18 protein-coding genes and 1 pseudogene are annotated in these 21,745 nt (G+C 60.8%); 10 read left to right on the forward strand and 9 right to left on the reverse strand.

Translation table 11 applies throughout. The features are described 5' to 3' along the window. Positions 1 to 201 precede the first annotated feature (201 nt). Together AC3ANQ_RS13895 and AC3ANQ_RS13900 are read right to left on the reverse strand one after the other, a co-directional pair. Positions 202 to 1,752, reverse strand: coding sequence for an MFS transporter (locus AC3ANQ_RS13895; protein WP_488301595.1), 1,551 nt, complete (start codon positions 1,750 to 1,752; stop codon positions 202 to 204). Between the two features lie 711 nt (positions 1,753 to 2,463). Continuing rightward, positions 2,464 to 3,510 (reverse strand): AraC family transcriptional regulator, encoded by a 1,047-nt coding sequence (locus AC3ANQ_RS13900; RefSeq protein WP_488301596.1) that lies wholly within the window; start codon positions 3,508 to 3,510, stop codon positions 2,464 to 2,466. A 374-nt stretch (positions 3,511 to 3,884) separates the two neighbouring features. Between AC3ANQ_RS13900 and AC3ANQ_RS13905 the strand changes: the two genes are divergently transcribed. From AC3ANQ_RS13905 to AC3ANQ_RS13945, 9 genes and pseudogenes are all read left to right on the forward strand, one after another. Beyond that, the gene (locus AC3ANQ_RS13905) at positions 3,885 to 4,469 is read left to right on the forward strand and encodes a flavin reductase family protein (protein ID WP_488301597.1); all 585 of its coding nucleotides are present in this window, start codon (positions 3,885 to 3,887) and stop codon (positions 4,467 to 4,469) included. Positions 4,470 to 4,637: 168 nt separating this feature from the next. Next, positions 4,638 to 5,843: an LLM class flavin-dependent oxidoreductase gene (locus AC3ANQ_RS13910; RefSeq protein WP_488301598.1), complete on the forward strand. Its 1,206-nt coding sequence runs from the start codon at positions 4,638 to 4,640 to the stop codon at positions 5,841 to 5,843. Positions 5,844 to 5,891: 48 nt separating this feature from the next. Then, positions 5,892 to 6,413 carry a cupin domain-containing protein gene (locus AC3ANQ_RS13915; protein WP_488301599.1) on the forward strand — a complete coding sequence of 174 codons (522 nt, stop codon included), beginning with the start codon at positions 5,892 to 5,894 and terminating at the stop codon, positions 6,411 to 6,413. Further along, on the forward strand, positions 6,410 to 7,360 hold the full coding sequence (locus AC3ANQ_RS13920) for an isocitrate lyase/PEP mutase family protein (RefSeq protein WP_488301600.1): 951 nt from the start codon (positions 6,410 to 6,412) through the stop codon (positions 7,358 to 7,360). The genes AC3ANQ_RS13915 and AC3ANQ_RS13920 overlap by 4 nt, the downstream gene beginning before the upstream one ends. Beyond that, positions 7,360 to 8,283, forward strand: coding sequence for an SDR family NAD(P)-dependent oxidoreductase (locus AC3ANQ_RS13925; protein WP_488301601.1), 924 nt, complete (start codon positions 7,360 to 7,362; stop codon positions 8,281 to 8,283). Before AC3ANQ_RS13920 ends, AC3ANQ_RS13925 begins: the two co-directional genes overlap by 1 nt. A gap of 243 nt (positions 8,284 to 8,526) precedes the next feature. Then, complete coding sequence (locus AC3ANQ_RS13930; protein ID WP_488301602.1) at positions 8,527 to 9,276, forward strand: glucose 1-dehydrogenase; 750 nt, start codon at positions 8,527 to 8,529, stop codon at positions 9,274 to 9,276. A 233-nt stretch (positions 9,277 to 9,509) separates the two neighbouring features. Next, a complete protein-coding gene (locus tag AC3ANQ_RS13935) occupies positions 9,510 to 10,049 on the forward strand; it encodes an NUDIX domain-containing protein (RefSeq protein WP_488305329.1) in 540 nt (179 codons plus the stop codon). A gap of 8 nt (positions 10,050 to 10,057) precedes the next feature. After that, positions 10,058 to 10,864, forward strand: coding sequence for an NADPH-dependent F420 reductase (locus AC3ANQ_RS13940; RefSeq protein ID WP_488305330.1), 807 nt, complete (start codon positions 10,058 to 10,060; stop codon positions 10,862 to 10,864). Between the two features lie 24 nt (positions 10,865 to 10,888). Continuing rightward, positions 10,889 to 11,811: pseudogene (locus AC3ANQ_RS13945) on the forward strand (acyl-CoA thioesterase). 451 nt (positions 11,812 to 12,262) lie between these two features. On the opposite strand, the gene AC3ANQ_RS13950 reads toward AC3ANQ_RS13945, so the two are convergent. The 7 genes from AC3ANQ_RS13950 to AC3ANQ_RS13980 all read right to left on the reverse strand — a co-directional run bounded on the left by AC3ANQ_RS13950 (position 12,263) and on the right by AC3ANQ_RS13980 (position 20,607). Continuing rightward, positions 12,263 to 12,466 (reverse strand): hypothetical protein, encoded by a 204-nt coding sequence (locus AC3ANQ_RS13950; RefSeq protein ID WP_488301603.1) that lies wholly within the window; start codon positions 12,464 to 12,466, stop codon positions 12,263 to 12,265. A gap of 300 nt (positions 12,467 to 12,766) precedes the next feature. Further along, positions 12,767 to 13,306: a nuclear transport factor 2 family protein gene (locus AC3ANQ_RS13955; protein ID WP_488301604.1), complete on the reverse strand. Its 540-nt coding sequence runs from the start codon at positions 13,304 to 13,306 to the stop codon at positions 12,767 to 12,769. A 129-nt stretch (positions 13,307 to 13,435) separates the two neighbouring features. Continuing rightward, positions 13,436 to 15,148, reverse strand: coding sequence for a flavin-containing monooxygenase (locus AC3ANQ_RS13960; protein WP_488301605.1), 1,713 nt, complete (start codon positions 15,146 to 15,148; stop codon positions 13,436 to 13,438). Positions 15,149 to 15,477: 329 nt separating this feature from the next. Beyond that, entirely contained in the window at positions 15,478 to 16,488 is a 1,011-nt protein-coding gene (locus tag AC3ANQ_RS13965) for an alpha/beta hydrolase (RefSeq protein ID WP_488301606.1), read from the reverse strand. Between the two features lie 251 nt (positions 16,489 to 16,739). Continuing rightward, positions 16,740 to 17,885, reverse strand: coding sequence for an FAS1-like dehydratase domain-containing protein (locus AC3ANQ_RS13970; RefSeq protein ID WP_488301607.1), 1,146 nt, complete (start codon positions 17,883 to 17,885; stop codon positions 16,740 to 16,742). Then, complete coding sequence (locus AC3ANQ_RS13975) at positions 17,882 to 20,008, reverse strand: acetate--CoA ligase family protein (RefSeq protein WP_488301608.1); 2,127 nt, start codon at positions 20,006 to 20,008, stop codon at positions 17,882 to 17,884. Before AC3ANQ_RS13975 ends, AC3ANQ_RS13970 begins: the two co-directional genes overlap by 4 nt. Next, on the reverse strand, positions 20,008 to 20,607 hold the full coding sequence (locus AC3ANQ_RS13980; RefSeq protein WP_488301609.1) for a VOC family protein: 600 nt from the start codon (positions 20,605 to 20,607) through the stop codon (positions 20,008 to 20,010). The genes AC3ANQ_RS13975 and AC3ANQ_RS13980 overlap by 1 nt, the downstream gene beginning before the upstream one ends. Positions 20,608 to 20,924: 317 nt before the next feature. On the opposite strand from AC3ANQ_RS13980, the gene AC3ANQ_RS13985 reads away from it, so the two are divergent. Then, a complete protein-coding gene (locus tag AC3ANQ_RS13985; RefSeq protein ID WP_488301610.1) occupies positions 20,925 to 21,734 on the forward strand; it encodes an IclR family transcriptional regulator in 810 nt (269 codons plus the stop codon). Positions 21,735 to 21,745 lie beyond the last annotated feature (11 nt).

The raw sequence follows: 21,745 nt of genomic DNA on the forward strand, positions 1-21,745 counted from the left end.
CCCACTGTTATGCGGGCTCATCAAGTCATCAGGTAGTGATCTTCATTGCATGCCAAATTTGGCAATCGTGCCGTACCGCCGACGTAGCGGCTCGACCAGGAATCCGCGATCAGGACATGTACCTGTCAGGATCATGGGTGGAGCACGTCAAGCGGAACCGCTCCGCCGGCCGGCACTGCGAAAAATCAGTTCTGGGGCTCTCTAGTGGGCCATAACGTCCACCAGTTTGGGGTCCGTCTCCGTGTCAATGGCATGCCTATCGGTGACTCGCTTCGGTGCAAGCGCCGCCCACACGATCACGAACACGGCGATGACGAGCGCGGATACGACGTAGATGCCAACAAACGTGGACTTTGGGATAAATCCGTCCGCACCGGGTACTAGTACGTTCAATACAACCGCAACAGGTACCGTCGACGACACATATTGAACTATGTTTTGCATGCCAATGGTCGTCGCCATGTTGTCCTGACGCCCGGCCGACGCAACGAGTGTGTATCCAACCGTCAGGCAGCTCAGAACCGTAAGGGCGTAGCCGAACACCCACACAGTGACCATCCAAGCCGTGTCGTTCAGAAACGCGAATCCGAGGAAGACCACAACCGCAGCAACTCCCGAAACGATCAGAACGATCCTCGGACCGAACTGGGCCAGTCCCCAGCGTGTCCAGATGTATCCCAGGCCGGCGCCCGGAATCATCGCGAGCAGTGGGAGTGAAGACTCAAGGGCAGACAGTCCGTGGCCGAACCCGGAGGAAGTCGGCGTTTGCAGCAGCGCCGGCAGTGCAATAAATATGCCTTGGCCCACGATACTTATCAAAAGGATCGCCGAAAATCCGATGAGCGTCTGCCGGAGGTCCATGTCGCGGAAGGTTACCAGAGGCTCCTGAGCGCGTCGCTGCTGCAAGATCCACACAATTAGTGTCACTGCGCTCAGTAAGAAGGCGCCAAGCACGATGGGTGATGTCCAGCCCCGGCCGGGCCCTTCGCTGATACCGACAAGCAGTGCTGTGACCCAAATGCCGAGCCCCAATGCACCGGACCAATCCAGGCGAACGACTGCACGGGCGGCTGCTGGCGTCTCAGGCGAGACGAAGGCGAGGACCAGCATCACTGCATACAGAAGGAAACTCACCCAGAAGACGGTCTGCCACGGCAATCCCAACTGAACAATAAAGCCACCGACAACGAGTGCAACGGGTGTAAAGATGGCCATCAAGAGCGATAGCCCTAGCGCGATAAGCCGAATCTGGCGTGCAGTAGCCCGCGGACGCAGCAGTCCCCAACTCAGAGGGATGGCAATAGCCACGCCCAGGAGGAATCGGCCCGCCACCAGAGGCCAGAAACCACTGGCGGTTGCAGCCAGGACAGAACCTGCGATCCCCATGCCCAGGAGTACGATAAGGACCTTGCGATGCCCGTAGATGTCACCCATCCTCGCGGTGAGGCTGACGGAGATGGCGCTTCCAACCATCATCGCGTTAAAAACCCATCCAACCTCCGATCCCGAAAGCCCTGATTCTTTTGCGATCACTCCGATTAGGGGAGACAACACACCCCACTGGATGTCGAGGGTTATGCCGCTCAGCAGAAGTAGCGAAACTATGGATGTGATTCGGCCAGTGCGAGCCTGGACCGGTAAAGATTGTGTCACCTTTGACCACCTTAATTTTTTTTGGACCAGCAGCCGCTGGGGTTGTGCTTGATCGCGAGTGGTGCTGGTCGACCGGGATCCCCGCCCAGACAATGCCATACGCCACTGCGCAGTTGTTGTTATTGATTGGCTCGCGTCTTAGTGAGGATCACCGACGCTTGCTACGCAATGTCCTCGTCCGTAATTACCTGTTGGGTCGACCGACGGCCATTGCGTTGTTCCGCGGCTATTTCACCGAGTGCACCCGCGGCGTGTTTCGGTGACGAAGCCTTGGACACTGGGGAAGTTCACGAGAGCTCCTTCCATGCGTCGGCTTCTCTGCCGACGCCGTCCTGCCTTAAAGCTACGAGCATCCAGACCGGGGCCGATATAGATATAGACGTCATGCCCATAAGAAAGCGCGCCAGCCGTGCCTTGACAGGGTCGTGGTCCGCTAGGAGTGTTTACCGATCCCGTTTAAAAAGCTTCCTGTGGCTGGACCTTGGGAAATCCGTCTGTTACATCCGCGGCGAAAAAGGTGGGCGTTTGAGCGCGCGCGGATCTGGGTGCTGCTGCCGAACATTCAGCGTCCAATCCAGCGGATGGTTGAAGGACATGGATCGGCATTGGCTGCCTGCGGCCGTCAGGCGGAGCATGATGCAAGATCCAACGCACTGCACTGCACCTGGATGTGTCCCCTCGTCCTTTGATCCAGGGCTACGCGTCTTGCTTGAGACAGACGACGGGCAAGGCAATCACAAGCGAAACAAACGCTGAGACTGGGCCGACAGCTGCTGTCCCTCCGCGCGGCCGGAGGCGAGGTGACCGGATCTAAGCCCCGGACCTGGCTTTGCTTTTGTACTGGGAAGCTTCCCTGTAAGCCGTTGGCGGTACGCCCTTCCACCGTTTAAAGGCGATGGTGAAGCTAGCCGGCTCTGCGTAGCCCAGCTTGCGTGATATCCGAGCTACAGAAAGATCTGTATTCGACAGCAGATCGCCGGCCAGGTCGCTCAATGCCCTGTCGCGTAGCTGAGCAAAGTCGTTACCCGTAAGTTCGAGTTTGCGTTGCAGCGTGCGTGGGGACACTCTGAGGGTTGCGGCCACATTTGCCAGCTTGCGGTTAAGTTCTGGTGCGGCCCTTATTGCCTTTGCAACAGTCTCAGGCCAGTCGCCAGTCGCCCTGAGGCTGTCGACAATTTGGCTATCTTCTTTGGTCCATGCCGCGTGCTGAAAAGCATTCCCGAAGGGCAGTTCCTGGACCGATACCGCGGGATCCCACCATAGCCGCAATGCGTCCGAGCCGCAGTCGATGTCGCAGATGACGTATGAGGATGCTTCGGCACTTACTTCTGGTAATGGAAATTCGACCCGGGTGAAGGGAAACGGAGCGCCGTACAGCCACGTGAAGGTCCGGGCCATAAAACAAAGCTCGCGGTAGACACTAAACGGGACCAACTCTTCCGGGGCATCGGGATACGTGAATTCCATACCCGTCAATGAGCCATCGGATGTCCGGAGCGGCGCAACCTCGAAAAGAGCAGGGCCATAGTCGGTTGTGTTGGCAACTTCTACCCACGCCTCAATCGTCGGCGCGGACGCGAGGGCCAAGCCGCGAACGCCGAACGCGCCCAGCGTGTAGGACCGCGTGGCCAGCACCCAAAGATCAACTCGATCTTTGGTGAGAGCCACGAACTGTCGCTGAAACGCCAGCTCCTTTCTGGCAGGAATTGTGCCTCCCGGACGGTCCACGGCGTCGGGATCAATTTCCGCGTTCTCCAGTGCAGTTTGCCAATCCAGATCCGCGTCCTTGAGCGTATCGCGCAGGATGTGAACACTGAAGTTCGGCACCCGCAGGGTCTGGTATGTCCCTAATTTCATGGTCACCCCTTATCGCCGTCCCAACGGTGCGGTCAAAGTATCATCCAGAGCCCGCCGAGGGAGCCGCATCCATCTGCTTCACCTGGGAAGCAGGCTGGCCAAGCGGGTCCAGGTTCGGGCGGGCTCCTTTACGTTCCTCGGCAAAATGCCTAAGCCTTCCAAAGGAAGCGCCGAAAGCGTCCTGTTCCTCTTCATTGAGGAGTTAGTCGCTACGAAACGCCGAGGACGGGGAGCACTAGCACCACGTGAAGTATGTCACAGGCTTTGCATCTTGCGCCAACGTCCTTGAGGTCCATCTACACTGGCGTCGTTTCGTAGTCAGATGACGTTGTTTTCCATGCCAGCCCGGCTTTGCCCGCTCGTACCGTTGAACCATGAACCACACCGGCAGAGAAGCCGACAACGCTGAAATCCAAGGAGATACAGTGAGCATTCCCAACGTCCAAACCCTAAATCCGACGATCACAGCTGATGAATTCAAGTCTGTCTTCCGCAACCATCCCGGTGGTGTAGCTGTCATCACGGCGGACGCAGGTGACGGCCCCGTCGGCCTGACTGCAACCTCGGTCATTTCGGCCAGCGCTGCGCCCCCGATTCTCGCATTCTCAGTATCCGAGTTCTCGTCCAGCACTCCAACCATTCGCACTGCAGATACCGTCGTTGTGCACCTACTTGGCGCCGAACAGGTCGGCATTGCCAAACTTTGTGCAACCAGCGGGATAGACAGGTTTGCAGACACCACCCTGTGGTCACGTCTTGAAACTGGAGAGCCTTATTTCCCGTCAGCTCAGGCTTGGATTCGGGGAAGGATTGTGAACTCGATGGATGCTGGCGGTTCCGCAATCATTGCCGTTGAGGCCCTGCAAGCGTCACCACCGTCCGAGGACACGGCGCCCGGAAAGCCTCTGGTTTACCACAACCGAACTTGGCACGCCCTCGGAGATGCATCGCAGATCTGAACTGTGCCGGTAAAAGGTAAGCATCAACCGCACACAGAACATCCTGCCTCTTTGCGCAACCGAGCGGACGCCGGTGCTCTTCGGAGGATGCACGAAGATCCGAAGAAATCACGGACTCCCCTAGGCTACGTCACAAAGCCAATCTACAACTCCTAGAAAAGGACAATCATGACCCTCACATCGCACGGATCCGTCGTTACCCCTACCGTTGAGCGTGACTTCGTGGCCGACCACACCGTCCAGCGCGACCAGTCGCCGATGATCGGCGGAGACAACGCGTTCAAGGTCGCAGTCTTCGGCGCGAACGTGACGACGGGCCAGGGCGGCCTGAACTTCGCCGAGAACACCATAAAGATGGGCAACTGGAGCGAGATCGAGCAACTTGCGCAGAAGGCCGATCGTTATGGCGTCGACGGATTCATCCCCATCGCACGGTGGATGGGCCTTGCCGGTCCCGACCGGCCTTGGGGTCGCCAGTTCGAAACCTTCACCTGGGCGGCTGGCCTGGCAGCGGCAACGAAGAACATCCAGATTTTCGCCACCTGTCTCATCCCGTTCATCCACCCGATCATGGCAGCGAAGATGATGGCCACGGTCGACCACATCAGTGGTGGCCGTATGGGCCTGAATGCAACCGCCGGCTACTTCAAGCCCGAGTATGCCATGTTCGGCGTGCCTGTGCCCGAGCACGACGTGCGCTACGAGCTCGCCGCCGAGTGGATGACAATCGTTGAGCGTCTCTGGTCGAACGACGAGATCGAGTTCGACTTCGACGGAGATTTCTTCAAGCTCCAGGGCGCGCAGTCGTTTCCGAAGCCGGTTCAAACGCCCGGCCCGATGGTGATGAGTGCAGGTTCCAGCCCCGCTGGCCAGCAATTTGCGTTCAAGCACGCCAATATCCTGTTCGCCGCGATCGGCAGTGTCGATCACAGCTTCCAGGTGACGCCGAAGCTCCGCGAGAACGCGAACGCAGCAGGCCGCGAGGACCTAGGCCTGTGGTCCGGCGTGCACATCATCTGCAAGGACACCGAGAAGGAGGCGCGCCAGTACCTCGAGTACGTGGAGGAAAAGGGCGACTACGAGAGCGCGCTCAAGTACAAGCACATCATCCAGAACGGCGACTCCCGCGGCTGGAGCTGGGATCACTACAAGAAGTCCGAAGACCCGAAGCAGGACGAGACCATCAAGACGTTCTTCCGCGCCGGCCTGGTTCCGCTCGTGGGCACACCCGAAATGATCGTCGACGGCCTGCAGAAGTTGCAGGAATCAGGCATCACAGGGGCCTGTGCCGGACTTGTCGACTACGAGGAGGGTCTTGACCGAATGAACGAGCAGATCTTCCCGCTGATGCGGGAGGCGGGCCTGCGCGCCTGACCGCGACCTGTCACGGATATCAATATCTTCACGAAGGAGTGAACACGGATGAGTTTTCCTGATCCCAAGAAATTTCGGCTCGTCGTCGCCGGGCCGACCGAATCCGGCGATGCCGACTTCCTCGAAGTAGGCCCCGCCGCTGAGTTTGACTTCCCTGGCGTGTCCGCGGGTGCGTTCTACTGGGCTGTAGAAGGCGGCCACAGCAAGACGAACTTCGGAACCCCGCCGAGCCGCGTCGCCCTGGCAGGACCCGACGGATCCACCTTCGGCGTGAGCAGCTTCCCCGCGCATTCGTCAGGCGAGGTAGACGCGGCGACCCTTGACGAGAGCATGACCGCCACCGAGGACGACGGCGACGCCGGAATGCACGCTAGTAACACCATCGACTACGAGGTGGTGATCTCGGGCAAGGTTGACCTCGTGCTCCCCGGTGGCAAGAAACGTACTCTCGAGCCTGGTGATTTGCTCGTCATGGCGGGCGTCCCGCACGCCTGGAAGAACCCTTACGACGAGGACTGCATCTACATCGTCGTAACGGTCGGATTCAATACGCCTGAGGTCGCATCATGAGTCTGACCTCACCTGGCAAGGCACTGCGCGCAGTTTTCGAGAGTCCCCAGACGGCGCTGGTGCCGTTCGGAGCATTGCCGATCCACGCACAGATGGCGCAGCACGCCGGCTTCGACGCATTCCAACTCTCCGGTGGCATGTCTGCCTGGTGGCAGGGCGTCTCCGACACCGGGTGGCTAACTCTGACCGAGGTTGTCGAACACGCAAAGCGCACTGCCCGCGCCGCCGACATTCCCATCTACTGCGACGCCGACACTGGCTTCGGTGCGCCGATCAACGTGCAGCGCACCGTGTCCGAGTTCATCGACGCAGGCGTCGCCGGAATCCACATTGAGGATCAGCGGGAGCCCAAGAAGTCGGGCGGTGTTGCCGGCATCGAATTAGTTTCGGACTCTGAAGCGATCGGACGACTGAACGCCGCCGTCGATGCTCGCGACAAGTTGGACGAAGATTTCGTTATCGTCGCCCGTACCGACGGCTACGGTGCCGCCGGTGGAGGCGTCGAGGAGGCAATCCGCCGCGCCCAGCTCTACAAAGCCGAGACCGGCGCTGACGTCATCTTCTACGAGGGATTCCATACCTGGGAGCAGGCCGAGCTCGCGCTGAAGGAGACACCCGGGCCGGCCTACGCCGTCGGGGTTCCGCTGATCGGGCGCAAGACTGTCGCCGAGATGACCGCGATCGGTCAGGCGATTCAGCCCGTGGCCTTCGTGCTTCCGGGCGTCAAAGAGGTTTGGCGCCTGCTCATGCAGGTAAAGGAATCGGGCGAGGCCACAGCCATCGGCGAGTACATCGACCAGTTGAATGAGGGCCCCGACAGCATCGGTTGGGGCGCGATGTTCGGCCGTCCCCTAACCGACTACGTGCGCGAGACCGAGGACAGGTTCCTCCCCCAGGATTCACGCCGTAACTATGACAATAACGTCCACGTCGGAGAGAGCTACTGATGAACAATCTTGATTTCAAGGGCCGCGTGGCGATCGTCACGGGTGCGGGGCAGGGAATGGGCCGCGAGCACGCGAAGATGCTCGCTTCCCGCGGCGCTCGTGTTGTCGTCAACGACGTCAATGTGGGAAACGCGGAAGAGGCCGTAGCCGAGATCACCGATGCCGGCGGAACCGCAGTGGTTGACAGCAATAACGTCGTCACCGGCGCGTCTGACATCGTCCAGACCGCGCTGGACTCCTTTGGGCAGCTCGACATCGTGGTGAACAACGCCGGAATCAACGCCTTCGGTCGTTTCTGGGAGATGGAGCCTGACACGTGGTGGCGCATTTTCGATGTGGCCGTCAAGGGCGTCGTCGGGGTCTCCCGTGCAGCGATGCCGCACCTCATCGCCTCGGGGAGCGGCCGCCTCATCAACATCTCGTCAAACGGGGTCATGGGGGTACAGACCGACTCAGCCTACAACGCTGCGAAGGCCGCGATCTGGGGACTCGGGATCACCCTCGCGGCCGAGGCGCGAGAGGTCGGGGTACAGGTCACCACGCTAATGCCGGTGGCTTGGACACCGATGACGGAGAATGCGTTCCCGAACCCCGTCATCCAGGACGCCATGCGCAAGACGGTCCCGTCCAGCGCCGTGTCGGCCTTCGTGACGTGGCTGGCTCACCAGGACACGACGGTGCACGGTGACACATTTGAGATTGCCGGAGTTGCGGCAGGTCGCGTGGCCATCGCCGGTATGCCGCGAATGAGGGTCGATGTGCCCACACCCGAGGCCTGGGCCAAGGGCGCGGATGAACTCACGAAGGACGGCGAACTACGACCGTTCCGCAACGCGAGTGAGTCGTTCCGCGACCAGATGGTTTATCTGGCGCCCGAGCTCGACTCGGTGCTCCCAGCCGACGCAGCAGACGTCTCCAGGTGATCCCGATGTCTGTCGAAGAGAAGGAAGGACGTTGCGTCGTCCAGGACACCTTCCGCGTTTGACGATTGCCTGCGCGCCAAGACCACGCAGCCCGGTTCGAGCAGGTTGGAATCGGGTCAGCGACAACGGCACATCCCTTTTCGAGGAATTTCACCGACACTCACCGGCAATCAAGCGAAGTCGAAGAACCAAAACCAATAATCCCGCGCCGCATCGCTGGCGCAACAAATGAAGGAGATCGCCATGGGGCGTCTGGACAACAAGGTATCAATCATCACAGGGGCAGCAGTCGGCATGGGCGCCGAGCACGCACGCCTGTTCGTCGAGGAAGGCGCGAAGGTCGTCATCACCGACCTTAACGAGAAGGACGGAAAGGCACTCGCCGACGAGCTCGGCGAGAACGCGTTCTTTGTGACCCACAACGTGTCGGACGCCGACTCGTGGGCAGCTGTCGTGGCTGCAACTGTCGACAAGTTCGGCCCGGTCACGGTGCTGGTTAACAATGCGGGGCTCTCGGGTCCCAATGCGTTCACTGCTGATCTCGACCCAGCGACGTTCAGCAAGGTTGTGGAAGTTGATCAGACCGGTGTGTTCCTGGGCATGCGCGCCGTGCTGCCTGGCATGATCGAGGCGGGTGGCGGCTCCATCGTCAACATCTCATCGGCAGCAGCCATGGCTCACCTGTCGGGGACGCCCAACGTGGCGTACACGGGCGCCAAGGCCGCCGTTCGAGGCATGACCAAGGCCACCGCGATTGAGTACGGTCCGCAAAATGTCCGCGTGAACTCAGTACATCCAGGGGCGATTCTCACCCCGATGGCGAAGAACCTGAACGATGCCGAGACGCTCGACGCGATCGCTCAGACGCTACCGATCCGCCGGTTCGCCGATCCGCGGGAGGTTTCGTACGCGGTGCTGTTCCTCGCATCCGATGAGGCTTCCTACATGACCGGCAGCGAGCTAGTTGTCGACGGCGGACGCCTGGCCGAGTAGACGCCTGGCCGAGTAAGTAGGGTCCCTCCGCCGCGTTCGCGAGTACGCCCCGCCGTTCTCACCTATGAAAGTGCGGGGCGCACTCGCGAAAGTGGTACCGCCCTGACCGCTCATTCATCGGTCGGGACCCACCTCTCCGAAGGGCCAGCCTTGCGCCCTCGACCGGCTGGACGCCCCCTCTCGTCTCTCGAAAGGCGGCGTTTCACCAGAAAGGAAAGTGCCCAGCCTTGAGAGTGCGTCGTAAGGACAACAAAACGAGCACGACCCATGCAGCCCCTGCTACAAGGTTTCCCTCCGACGTTGCAGGTAACATCCCTCCGGACCACGTCGTCATCGCTGCGGTCGTCCAATGGCGGGGAAGGATAGCCCTGTTTAGAAGGAGCCGTCGCATTGGCCACGACAGCGGCCTTTGGCACTGCATCACCGGATTTGTGGAAGCCGGGGCTACGCCCGAACAGCAGACTCTTGAAGAGTTATTTGAGGAAACCGGGCTGCAGGCCAAAGATCTCTTGGACCTTCGGCAAGGACCGGACCTGGTGGTCGCCGACGGCTCGGGAACCCCGTGGCTTGTTCACACGTTCACCGCGCTAGTATCCCGGCGGCGACTGAAAATCAACTGGGAACACGACTCCTACCGGTGGACCGTTCCGCATAAGGCGAAGCGCTTTACCAATCGGGTCACCTGGCTGGACAACGTGCTCGACGCAACCGGTCACTACCCCGCCAACGTCCCGGTGCCAGAACCATGGCCAGCTCGTGATGGCGCGGCTTGAAGGAAAAGTTGAACCGTTTCTCGGAGAGAACAAATTCTCCCCCCCATGAAGGATCGACGAAAGGGACTGACATGAAGATCGGCATTCTCGGAGCAGGATCAATCGGCGCGACACTGGCCCGCAAGGTAAGCGGAGCCGGCCATGACGTGCAGGTCGCGAATTCCCGAGGCCCCAAAACCATCGGTTCCGACATTCTGGCCGCAGGTGCCCGGGCAGTGAAGGCACCCGACGTCGTAACCGATGTCGATGTCCTCATCACCTCCATACCGCTCAGCCGGATGCCCGAGATCGGACGTCTCCTGGCCAATCTCCCAGCCAATGCAGTAATCGTTGATACGTCGAACTACTACCCCCTGCGTGATGGACGGATCCACGCGCTCGATGACGGGCAGGTCGAAAGCGTCTGGATCACCGAGCAGCTCGGGCGCCCGGTTGCCAAAGCCTGGAACGCCATTACTGCCGGATCCTTCGGGGCCAACGGCAAAGAAGCACGCGATCCCGATCGCATCGCAATCCCCGTGGCCGCGGACCGCGATCACGACAAGCAGGTAGCCATGGCCCTCGTCGAGGAGACCGGGTTTGACGCGGTTGACGCCGGATCCCTCGCGGACTCCTGGCGCCAGCAACCCGGAGCGCCCAGCTATTGCACCGACCTCACCCGCCATGAAATCCCCAACGCCCTTGCTGCCGCCGATAAGGGCCGGCTCCCGCAGCGCCGGGACATCGCGATTGCCGCCGTAACAGAACGCTTCGCCAACTACGCAACTGTCACCACCGATTACCTCGTCAGGTTGAACCGTGCCATCTACAGCTAATGCGAAGTAAGGGGTATTGGAGCCATGACCGAAGCTGAAACAATAGTTCTGACGCCACCTACCGGTGACCCCACGTCTACCTTTGTCCAACTCCTTGACCTGGCTGAGTTAGACGGCGCCCCGGCCGGTGAGGATACTTTCCTCGGACGGTCACAGCATCGACCCCGTCGGCGGGTGTTCGGTGGCCAGGTAGTGGCCCAGTCACTTGTCGCGGCCATGAGGACGGTGGGTGCTGAACGCCTTGTGCATTCAATGCATGGATATTTCCTGCGGCCTGGGGATGCCCTCAAGCCCGTCACGTTCGGCGTCCAGCGGCTGCGGGACGGCCGTTCCTTTTCGGCTCGGCGGGTCCACGCTTACCAGGAGGGCGTGCCCATCCTCTCGATGATCGCCTCGTTCCAGGTCCTGGACGAAGGGTCTCGACCACGAGTCCACGATGCCCGATGATATCCCTGATCCCGAGTCCCTACCCAGCACGGCCGAACTGCTCGGCAAGTTCGAGGACCCCCTTGCACGCCATTGGACAGACCGGCCTTTCGACATCCGTCATGTGGACCCGCCCCTGTACTTTTCTGCCACAGGGGAAAAGGAGGCGAGGAACGCCGTCTGGATGAGAACCTTCGGGCCCATGCCGGACGATTCGAACCTCCACCGGGCTGCCTTGGCCTATGCCAGCGACTACGCTGCTCGAATCCGTCCTGCGCCGCCACCGGCTCAGTTGGATCACGCCGGGAATGAGCGTGGCCAGCCTGGACCACGCGATGTGGTGGCACCGCCCGGCCCGGGTCGACGAGTGGCTGCTTTACGTCCAGGAATCCCCTAGCGCCCAGGGAGCCCGCGGCCTAGCCACCGGCAACATCTTCGACCAAGCCGGTCAGCATATAGCTTCTGTGGCACAGGAAGGAATGGTCCGTGTTCCCACTGAGCGCCATTACTTGCCCCTTTGATAGCGCCGGGCCTTGAACCACGTCCCGGTCTGGTCGCAGTACTTGCGAGCCGGCAAATGATTTCGAACATGGCACCGTTGCTCCTGCGGGACGCCTCTTCGTCTGCTGAGTCACGGCGAGCGCTGCGTTCTACGCCTTCACGACCGGTCGCCCTAGCTGCTCCGCGCTCGCGAGGCTCTCGACCTGACCGTTATCGATTGCCCTTACAGGGCCGCTAATGCCGCGGTAGTAGTTCGAGGTGTGGAAACAACCGAAGTCGGCGACCTTGGCCAGGAGGTCAGCAAGTTCGGGCTGGTTCGAGTACGGGATCGATAAATCACTTGCCTGTCATGTACTGCGGCTTTCAGGTCCACTGCGCGGGCACCTGCAGCGAGTACTTCAGTGGCGATGACTTCGGGGGCCGCGGGCGTCTGCGACGAGGGCATCATGTCCGGCCTCAACAACTTCACGTTCAAAGCTCGGCCGGACGGCCCGCGTCATCGGCTGTGGTGCCCGCGCGCACGCCTTGATCGATCTCCACGGTGCGGACCCAGCCACTGACAGTATCTGCCGGGATGTCCAGCTGAACACCGATCCGGGTGCAGGCGCCCCGGCGATCCTTGGGATTCCTCTGCACGTCCATAACGAAACGGACGGCCCGTCTGGCCAAGCTCATCCGGCTACTTCTTTGGTGCTGGCATGTTGCTCATCCCTTCAAGGAATCAACACCCTCCACTACACCCGGGGCCGTTCATGGATTCCTCGATAACGAGCATCCCGTTGGCACGCTCGCACCGACACCTATCCTCACAAGGCGAAACATTGAACGTCTTCCGGGTCACTTGTGAGGTGGTTTGGCCCCTACCTATCCAAAGAGACCCCGACCTACTTCATGCAAACGTACACCCGCACCCGCCATCTGACACGCGGAGGGTGAACAGTCCAAAACGCTCGTCTGCGAAAGGCCCGACCAAGACTACCTGCGGTATTCGGTGGGCAGACTCTCAATCCAGTCCTGATAGATGGGGTCTTCCGTACGCCAAGCTCCCCAGTGGGAGACACGGGGGACGTTGACGATATCCCAGTCCGAGTTGATCGGTCTGACGTCGATCCAGTCCCAGACGCAGGTACGGTGAAGGATCTTCCACACTCCGTCCCGCTTCTCACACAGGTCGCGGTAGCGACCGGCCTGGAACATGGTGACTTCGGGCTCTTTGAACGGGACAACGCAAATGAACATACTCTCGCGCTTGGCCCGGTGACCGTCAATCTCGGACAGGACGTTGGAGACGTGGTGGTTACAGCTGTAGATCTGATCTTCCCAGGCCATAGCAGCATCAGCCCAGCCTGGGCCGTCACCTACGTAGGCGCCGTGGTCATCGAAAGAATCCGGCCAGTAGGTCGACCGCATGAGTTCGCGGTCGTGCCGGTCAGCCCCCCTGACATACAACATCAGGTTGTCGTGGAGGGCTTGCTTGTCGTACAACTCAGTCAATTGTGCATCTGTAAGTGACATTTGCTTATGCTTTCTGCATTGGGTGGGAAAGGACGTAGATATGAGCGGACATTGTCCTGGCACTTTTGTGTCACCGCCTGGGCCGGATCTCGCCCCGAATGAGGCGGGAATGTTAGTGGACGCGACGGCTCATGCCAGCGCCGAACGTGACTCCGTTGTCAGGCGTGAAGTCCGGTCCGTAGCGTCGGCCGGAAGATGTGGTTCGGGAGCCATGCCTTTGGTGAAGACAAAGCCGCGGTAGTCGTCGGAAACAATTTCACTAACTTGTTTGACGTACCTGTCAAAACCACCGGCATAAGGAATGAAATAGCGTGAACCGTCGTATCTGTTTACGTGGACCATGTAGTTGTCGACGGCCCGGCGCAGGAGCGGCTCCGCGACCGCATTGCAGTGGTCGCCCCACTCCTTCTCTCCTTCGATGCTGGGCTCGATGCGGTCCGCACCTTTGCTTTCAGCGTGGGCGATGATGTCCGCGACGAAGTCGACGTGGTAGTTATTCAGGGTGAAGAAGTTCGCGAGCACGCTCGGGCTCTGAACACTGGTCAGCAGGAACAGGTTCGGGAACCCGTTCGTCATAATGCCCAGGTGGGTTTGCGGCTTGTATTTCCAGCGGTCGCTCGGCTGCTGGCCATGCTCGTTCAGGACGTTGGCCTGGTCGATCGCCCCCGTGAACGCCTCGAAACCGAGCGCAAACACGATAAGATCCACCTCATACTCATGATCGCGGGTCTTGATGCCGGTCTTTGTGATGCGTTCAATCGGATCACTCCTGAGATCGACGAGCGTCACATTGCTTTGATTGAAGATCGGGTAGTACCCGGTGTCGATGCACAGGCGGCGGACTCCGATGGGGTACGCCGTCGGCATCAGCTTTTCCGCGGTCCCGGGATCGTCGATCATGGTGCGGATCTTGCCCCGGACGAAGTCGGCGACTACGTTGTTGACCTCAATATTGGTCCCCTGGTCGGTAAAGGTGCTGAGGAGGCACTGTCCACCGAACGCCCATCGAGTCTCGAGGATCTGCCGCTGCTCTTCGGGCGAGAAGTCCGTTCCCTTGCCGGCAGGGGGTGGCAATACGTGGCCGCCTGCCGTGGAATACGCCTCGCCACGGAACTGCAGCACCTTTTGGGAGAGCCGGACCTTCTTGGCCTGATCGGCAGGACCATTGTGCGCGGGAATGGAGTAGTTCGGTGTGCGCTGCATGACAAAAAGGTGCCCGGCCGTCTTCGCGATCTCCGTCGCGGCCTGCACACCCGATGATCCCGTTCCGATGACGGCGACGCGCTTGCCGGCCATCTCGACCGGGGCCTGCGGCCAGTGCCCGGTCTGGTGCCACTCGCCCTGGAAGTCATCCAGGCCCGCGAAGTCCGGCTTCCGGGGCTTGGAGAGATTACCCGTTGCCATGACAAGGTGCCGGGCCCAAATCGTCCGGCCGGTGCTGGTCGTGATGAGGTACCTGTTCTCCTGCGGGTGCCACTCCGCGGACGTCACCCACGTGCTGAGAGAGAGGTTCCGGCGCACATCGAGGCGGTCAGCGACATAGTTGAGGTAACGCAGGATCTCCGGCTGTGCCGCGTAACGCTCGCTCCAGTCCCAACCGGCATACAGATCCTGGTCGAACAAGAACGAGTAGCTGTCGCTCTCGACGTCAACACGAGCGCCCGGATAGCCGTTGTGATACCAAACGCCACCGACGCCGGCGGCGCCCTCGAAGCCATGAACATCGTGCCCTAGGTCTGCGAAGCGGTGAAGGGCATAAATACCGCCCATTCCTGCGCCGATAACGACGATGGAGTATTCCTCCATCTGGTCAATGGGGGTGTCAGCTGGGTTTTGTTGCACGATCTTGCTCCTTGACCTAAGTCTCATTGATTACTACGGACACCGTTTGCCGACAAGAGCACGCACCTTTGCGCAGCCCGTCCTTGAAGAAACGGTGCACCCTAGAAACTTTCACTAATAGAATACGATACTCATAATGCGCGAATAGCAGTAATGCCGTTCGAATGAAATCCCGGTTCATCCCGGTCTCGTTGACCACTGAGGCGCTGTAGTGTCCGCGACGAACCCAGCGCCAGCAGCCGTACCCGCAGCATCCAGTCAGCGAAGGCTAACGACAAGCTCAGCTTCCGCGCACTGCGTGACAACAGTGCAAACCTGCCGCAAGCCAATCACCCTTGCAAAAGCCTCCGAAACCAGTCCGCCTGTGCCGCACGTGCTGATTTTGACACAGCGGCGTCGGGAGCCAACTGATCGAAACCGTGGAAGCCACCCGGCCACACATGGAGTTCCGCGATCCCACCCGCTCGCCAAATCGCGTTCGCGTAGGCCACGTCTTCGTCGCGAAAAGTCTCCGCAGAGCCCACGTCGATGAAGGTCGGCGGAAGACCGGAAAAATCAGCCGCGCGGGCTGGCGCGGCGTAGGGTGACACGTCGTCAGCGCCGCGTGCTTCCCCAAGCAGAGCTGTCCAGCCGGTTTCGTTGGAACTCCGGTCCCAGACCCCCACCCCGGCCATCTGGCGAGCAGACGGACTGTCGTTCCGATCATCAAGCATGGGACACCTCAGGAACTGCCCGAACAGCTTTGGTCCACCACGATCACGTGACATGAGCGCAGCACCGGCAGCCAGCCCTCCCCCCGCGCTGCCGCCAGCGATGATTATCCGCCCAGGGTCGACGTTAAGCTCCTCCGCGTGCTCCGAGGTCCACACCAGTCCGGCATAGCAATCTTCTACAGGGCCCGGGTGCGGTGTCTCGGGCGCTAGCCGGTACCCGACCGAAACAACTGCGAGCTGTAACTCTTGGGCATAGTCAAGCATCGCAAGGATACCCGTCCGGTTGTCGCCCAGCATCATGCCGCCGCCGTGCACCCAGTAAATCGCCCCAGTTGGAGCGACCACTCCAGACGGCCGGCATATCAGCAGTGGGATGTTAGGGGTGCCTTCCGGCGTCGGAACGTTTCGCCCCTCAACATGGAAGGCACCGCCACGGGAGAGAGCCTCATCAGTGAGTTGCTCCGCACCCGGCACCTCGCGCGCCCGGACTTCGGCAATGATCTCCGCTCGGTAGGCATCCGGGGGGAAAGCTTGGTTGATAACCGTGAGCGCGGCGGCCAGTTCGGGATCGAACGGCGGGGGTGAGCCCACTTCCACCGCGGATGGATGATAATCCTGAGACGTCATTGTTAGCTCCTTCAGATACGGATATCTGTTTGGTCCCTATGTTTGGTGATTCCCAGGAGTAGTCACGAGGACCGGGGAATCCGATCACGCTGCCGCGGCAGCATGATCTGCTCGCGTGCCTTGACGGCTAAGGCCTACGCATGCTCTTCGCCCCAGGACAACTCGCACACAGCACCGAATTGGATGCCGACACAGCTGGAAACGCCTACAATCAGCGAGGGCGTCGGCGCTTCCAGCTTGCGTGTCATCGGTCAGCTAACCCGGGTCTCCACAAGCGAAACGATCGCCACAGCACTCGTGGTCTCCACACCCAACTGATTAACGGCTTTTACCGTGACCTCAGCGCATGCTCCGTGCGTGTCATCGCGGAACACCCGAGTGACTTCTCCTCCGATCCACTGGACGTCGCCGAAGACACCTGGCTGCTTAATACGAACGGACAGCGAGACGAGGTCAGCATCGTCCCCCATCCAGTTGGTTACGCAGTGCGCCATCCACGACACTCGCTGGTTCCCGTTGTCATAAGCACCCGGCATGCCGATTGCGTGGGCCATTGCAGCGTCCTGGTGCCCCAGGCTTGGAAATGGCTCGGAGAGGAAGTGCTCGGCACCCAAGTTGCTCGGCGCGCTCGGGTCACCGTTGCGCACGCGCTCCTGCTGACGCACACGGGTCTCGACGCCGCGGTAGCCGGCAGTACCGATCGCTCCCGCGTAATACGCAGTCATGGTGATGAGGTCCAGCGGTCCCTTCACGACCTGCGGGAGGATGTCACCGACGGACACTGTCTCCGCAAAGCGCGTACGCTGGCCGCGGATCTCTTCCGCGAGGATCGCGGCACGGATCTGCTCCTTCTCCTCGTCCGTGTAAACGTGAGGCTCGCGCGGTTCGTGCATCCGCTGCCCCTCGGAGCTTCGAGCGACACAGACGATCGTGTTGCGTACAGTCCCCACAAGCTCTTCGCCGACGAAGTAATCGGTGCGGCCGACCTGCTCCACCAAACGCCCTGACCGGCGACCCTCGCGCTCACGGACGTCTTCGACGAAGGCACGGGCACGGACCCTCTCACCGAGCCGGATCGGGCGGTAGAACTCGAGGTCGGCACCGAGGTGCAGAGCTTGGATGCCCTCGGACATCCCCATCGCAATTTCGGCGTCGCACACGGAGTACAGGAATGTGGGGGGCGCAATCCTGCCACCGAAACGCGTCGTCTGCGCGTATGAATCGGATAGCCACAGCGGGTTCTCGTCGCCGATCCCCCACGCGTAGTGTCTAATCGTATCGGTGCTTGCTTCCTCGTTCCATTGCACGACAACGGCCGAGGCACCAACGAATCCCTTCATGTAGGCGACATCTTCGTCGGTGATCTGCTTCGACGGTACCGCGGTGGTGATGCTCATTTTGTTACTCCTTCTGGTTTGGCGTAGATCGATACGACAGCGTCGACAACGGTAACTGTGGCTGTTGCCGGATCCGCAAGGATCGGATTGAACTCAAATTCGTGGATGTCCCCGCGCTGCTCTGCCCAGGCGAGAATCCTCATCACCGCGTCAGTAATCGCGTCCAATACCTTCGGGCTGGTTTCCTTTCGAAGGCCTGCAAGAATGACACGCACTGCGGAGATGGCATCGCAGACTTCCTGACGGGACACCGGGAGCGGAAGGATACGGATGTCATCAATCGCTTCGGTCATCCCGCCCCCGGCACCGACGACGAGGACCGGGCCAAATTCAGGATCACGCCGGAGCCCCACGAGGACCTCGGTCTTCCCGGACGCCATCGCTTGGACGGAGATCGTCGCCGTCGCCTCTTGGATGGATATGAGCTGGGTTGCGGCGTCGCGTGCGGTTTCGGCGCTTTCGACACCTATGAAGACTCCACCGGCGTCTGCTTTGTGGAGGATCTCGGCGTCATCAATTTTGATCGCGACCGGAAAGCCAATTTCCTCGGCGGCGCAGACCACCGCGTCGATATCGCGAACTGCGCGGCTCACAGGCACCGGGACGCCAGCCTCTGCCAGCGACTCGGAAGCCTCGCGCCAACTTAGGTGGCGGGTGTTCCCCGCGCCCGCCGACTTCAATGCCGTCCCCACGAGGACGCCACGGGCTGCGCGAACGTGTTGGACTCTCGCCCACGAAGAGGTGGCCGCGATCGCATCCAGGGCTCGACCTGCAGTGGGCAGCGACAGTACTCCGGCCTCGCGCAGGATCCCGGCCTGGCGCGCAGTAACACGGTCGTCCTCAGAGAGCGGGACGACGATGACGCGGACTCCTTCCGGGATGGCGATTGCAGCGATGCCGGAGGCCAGTTCGTCGAAGTCGTGCGCGAGCCGGGTCGCCGTCACGATGACCCACCCGTCCGACGTCGTACGAATGACTCGGTCAACTATGCGAAGGTAGTCGGCGGTCGTTGACTGGACTCCGACGTCGATGGGGTTGCCGAGGTGGTCGCTGCCGACCGCGTCGCCGATTGAGCGGAGCGCTTCCGGTTCGAGCTCGCGGAAGCTCAGGCCGCGGTCATCAGCCAGGTCGTTCCAAAGTCCGACCTGAGCGCCGGAGGTGGTCACGACGGTCAGCTCCTGGTCAGGGCGGGAAAATCGTCCATGGAAGACATCGAAGGTTTCGGTGAGATCGAGGAGTTGCTCGGGCGAGGTGCATACCGTTCCAAATCGGTGACGGAGGACGCTCAGCGCCACTCTTCCGCTGCCTGCCAATTTGCCTGTATGAGACTGGGCGCTCATTGCCCCGCGAGCGGACCGTCCCAGTTTCAGGACGAGCACTGGGACGCCGCGTTTCCCGGCGGCGGCCGCTGCTGCCTCGAGGTCATCGTTCGGGCCGAAGCTCTCGACGATGCAGGTGAGGACGCGAGTGTCCGGATCAGCCCCCAGCCACCTGGCCCAGTCGGTAAAGCCCGTCGATATTTCGTTCCCGGAGCTGGCCCAAGCACTCAGCCCGCTCGTGCCGCGCTCCGCGAGGGACTGCATGAGCGCATTTCCAAGGCCACCGCTCTGACTGAACATCGCTACGTGGCCGGCAGGGATCAGGCTACGTTGCAGAACCGAGGAGAAAGTCGCGGTCAGCGACCGACCCACATGCATGAAGCCGATGCAGTTGGGGCCGATAAGTCGAGTGGCACCATTCGCCAATACTGCGCGGATCATCTCGTCACGGTCATGACGCCCGGTTTCACCGAACCCACTGGCAAACGCGACCGCGAAAGGGACCCCGAGCGCCACGCACTCGCGAAGGTCTTCGATGACCCTGTCCGCGGGCCCGACGAGGACGGCGATGTCGGGCACCTCGGGGAGGTCGGAGAGCGATGGAACCGTCGGGACACCAACCACCTCCTCATGCACGCCGCTGACCGCGTAATAGCGCCCGCCGAAGCCGAGGCGCGCGAGGTAATCAAGTGTCCGGCCCGAGGTCTTCCACGGATCCCGGGAGGGGCCGACCACGACCACGCTCTCTGCCTTCAGTGGGTTATCGATGCGCACTTGGCTACGATCGACCTTACTGTCCAACATCACATTCCTCTCGTCCGTCGGACGGTCCCGGGCCGGCGGGTGGCAGGAATCTCGATCGCCTCGATCACCACGCCCAGATCGCTGTCAGTGTCGAAGTAGGCGAAGCCGCCGTCGCCGCCCAAACCATAGCCCCGTGCCGTCTGCGTGACCTGGTACCCGGCCCCTGTCATCAGGGAGATCGCGGCATCCAGGTTGTCGACAAACACGCCGAGATGGTGGAGGCCCATGCGGCCCTGCGCGGTGAAGTCATGGTAAATACTCGGGCCGGCCAGCGGTTGGATGAGCTCGATCTGGGGGTTGGATCCACCCATGGCGATATCCATTTGGAAAGAACCTGCTTCCTGCCCAAAGCGAGACCAGGGCATGAACTCCTGGTCGTAGGAGTAGCACTGCCACTCCTCGATCCGGAGCAAGCGGCCATAAAGGTCGATCGCCTTTTCGAGGTCGGGCACAAGAATGCCAACCTGCCCCGCACTCCCTAAGGGCGTCGACCCCCCGGAAAGACCGGCCAGCAGCGATACCGAGGCATCGTTGCCAGGATCCCCCTTGGAGTCGGAACGGTCTCCATAAAACTCTCTTGATGAGATAGTAACATTCATAATGTAATAATTACGGCAGATACTGCCCCTGTCAACCAATGGCGGAAAATTCGCAATGCGACAGAAGATCACTGAAGCGATGGACGGAGAAGTATCAGTAGGCAGGCTTGGCGTCACCGTGACCAATTAGGCGTGAGTGTTGCGGTTCACGCATCGGCGGCCGAGCAGAGGGTCCACCGTCGCCGAGGACGCGCCCTGCGTTCGGGCAAGCAACCATTCCGGCCCGGAAACGGGGAATTTACGCTAGGTGGCTACTCGTGGACCGCGATTCTCGCCGCAGGTGGCAAAATGTTTCACGATGTGCGTATGATTTGCGCATGGCAAGTATAGACGAGAAAGTGGAAGCACCCCCAGACGAGGACGAAGCTCCCAAGGATTTAGTTCAATCGGTTGTTCGTGCACTTGCTATCGTCGACGTGGTCGCGTCCTCCAGGGAGCCGATGCGTGCACAATCTATAGCGCGACAAGTCAATCTGCACCTCGCAACGGCCTCACACCTGCTCAGCACACTGGTGCACCTCGGTTACCTGGAACGGGATGAGCGCACATACAAACTCGGGTCGGGAAAAATACTCGATCTAAGTTCGCGAGTGGAAGAAGACTGGCGCCCGTCACCACTAGCGTTGCGTCTTCTAAGAATGGCCGTCGAGGTCACCGGCGAGAGCGCCTACTTATCCACCTGGCAAAACGACCGCGTGACAGTCGTAGCCGTAGAGGAAGGTAGCCACGCTGTAAGAGTGGCCGACCTTCGAGTCGGCGTGTCCGGCGACACCCATGCGCGTTCCTCAGGGAAAGCCCTCCTCGCATTCGGTCCAGAATCGAGACTCCAGCAGGTCCGATCCATTAAGGGCAAACTCGCGCGACGAACCGAACACACAATCGCCGCACTACCTGAACTTGTAGAGGATCTCGAGTTGACGAGATCGCGCGGCTACGCCCTGGATCGCCAGGAGTACGCCTTGGGTGTTTGCGGTATAGCCGTTCCGCTCTTCGAAGGATCGAAGTGGCCTCGTACAGCACTCTCGATCACTGCCCCCCTTCATCGCTTCGAGAACCCCGAACACTTCCAGCAGTGCCTCGATGTTCTAATGGAAGCCCGCCGCGTGGACGCCGAAGGAGACCACTGAGCTGGGTCCCT

It is taken from the genome of Arthrobacter sp. DMZ02-1R (assembly GCF_057747935.1).